3 protein-coding genes are annotated in these 2,097 nt (G+C 37.9%); all 3 read right to left on the bottom strand.

All coding sequences use genetic code 11. The features are described from left to right. The coding region (locus ACKI5B_RS03020; RefSeq protein WP_407425695.1) for an IS3 family transposase at positions 1-251 on the bottom strand (251 nt) is incomplete at its 3' end. A gap of 41 nt (positions 252-292) precedes the next feature. Next, positions 293-820 (bottom strand): helix-turn-helix domain-containing protein, encoded by a 528-nt coding sequence (locus ACKI5B_RS03025; RefSeq protein WP_407425697.1) that lies wholly within the window; start codon positions 818-820, stop codon positions 293-295. A 93-nt stretch (positions 821-913) separates the two neighbouring features. Then, positions 914-2,097: methyl-accepting chemotaxis protein (locus ACKI5B_RS03030; RefSeq protein WP_407425699.1), on the bottom strand; the 1,184-nt coding region annotated here is incomplete at its 5' end.

Here is a 2,097-nt window from a genome sequence, read left to right on the forward strand (position 1 = left end):
TTGCCTATCTGGCCTTTATATGAATTGTATTTATGCTGACGAACTTTACACACGATGTGTTCTTCATGCATAAGTTTTTGAATTAATTTGTGGTTAGTTGTACGTCCTCTGTTTCTGAACTCTAAAGTAATCCTTCTGTAGCCATAGCGTCCTTTATTTTCATGATAAATCTGCTGGACAAGTTCACGTTCTTCCCTGTGTTTATCCCGTTTAGGATGCGTTTCTGAGTAATAAAATGAGCTTCTTGGCATACCTGTAAGTTTAATTAAATCTGAAACATTGAATTGTGACCTTAGTTCTCTGACAGCTTCGACTGTTCTCTGTCTTTTCTCTGCTGCTGTTTCTTCCTGTCGTCTTCCTGAACTAAGGCCAGATATTTTTTTAGGAAATCATTCTCCATACGAAGATAAGCAAGTTCTTCATCCTTTGTCCATTCTTCTCTTGGTTTATTTGGTATTAAGCTTTTCTTTGGCATTTTTGAACGCCTGCCTTGTTTCTGAAACAGAGCTTCTGTACCACCGGTAATATACTTCTTTCGCCACGCACAGATTGTTCCGTGATTTGTTATTCCAAAAATCAAAGCTGTTTGCAGATCTGAAAGATGATGCTCTTGCTGATAGTTTAACACTTTTAGTTTAAATTCTCCGCTAAAATGTCGCGTAGGTTGCGTTATTTTTCCTGTTGCTTTGCATTGCGCGGCCCATTGTCTAATACAGCTTCTTGCTACATTGTATTTCTTTGCAAGAAATTTTGTTCCGCCTTCATTTGATAAATAAGCATTTACAACTTTTATCTTGAACTCTTCTGAGTATTTGGGCATAAAAAATGCACCTCCTAAAATTGAATTTTATTTGTCCAACTTTAGGGGTGCACTTCAAAAGGCGGTGCTTTTTTAACCAATTTATTTGATTTATTATACTTTGAATTTGTTTACTTCGGCTGTAAGAGCCTGAATGCTGTTCTTGGTATGTTCTGTAAGTTCATTAACTGTGTTTACTGCTTCAGTTATCTGATCTGCTCCGGTTGCCATTTCATTCATTCCGCCGTTTATTTCCTGCGTAATTGTATTCATGTTTTTGGCTTCATTTGTAATCTGGTTGCTGCCTTCAAGCATTTCTGATGAACTTTGTTGTACTTTTTGTGTGATGTCATTTAATGCAGTAATTGATGAGAGAACCTGTTTGCTGTTTGCAGACTGTTCTTCCATAGTCATTCGGATTGTCTGCTCCTGTTGTGAAACTGTATTTACTTCTTTTTCAATGGAAGTGAATTTTTCAACAACCTCTTTAGAATAATCTGTTACTGAAGTTATTGATTCGGTGATTTTTCTGAGAGCAGTTTCAATTGTTTTAGTTTGTGCCGAAGAAGATTCTGCCAGTTTGCGTACTTCATCAGCTACGACAGCAAAACCCTTACCCGTGTCTCCGGCATGTGCAGCCTCAATTGCAGCATTCATTGCCAGAAGGTTTGTTTCACCTGCAATATTCTGAATTACCGAGCTGATTTCCATAAGACCGCGGGATTCGTCAGCAACTTCCTGAATTGCGTTAGTAATTTTATTGAGGGCGACTTTACCAGATTCAGATGTTTGGGTAAGACGTGTAATGTTTTCTGAGTTTTCTATTAAAGTCTTAGTTGCACTGTCCATATTCTGGATGAGTTCGTCAATTGCTGAAGAAGATTCGTTGATGTTTTTAGTCTGCTCGCTTATCAGCCCGTTCAAACGGTTGATACCATTAGAAATCTGTTCCATTGTGCTGCTTGTTTCTGTGACGCTTGAAGACTGATTGACTGTTTGACCTTTAATGCTTTTTATATTGGCAGAAATCTGATTTATGGCCGCTGCAGTTTCGTTCATATTGGAAGCCAAATCTGCACTGACTTCATTGAGTGTGCCTGACTGGTTTTGAACAGTTGCAACCAGCTGTCGGATTTTTCCAAAAGTGCTGTTGAAGTAATCTGCCATAAGTCCAATTTCGTCTTTAGAAGAAACTTCAATTGTGCGGGTAAGATCTCCTTCACCTTCAGAAATATCTTTAAGAATTTGTGTAAATTTTTTGATTGGACCGACAATTTTACGTGAAATAATGAGACCAA

It is taken from the genome of Treponema sp., assembly GCF_045657965.1.
In the GTDB taxonomy this organism is placed as follows: domain Bacteria; phylum Spirochaetota; class Spirochaetia; order Treponematales; family Treponemataceae; genus Treponema_D.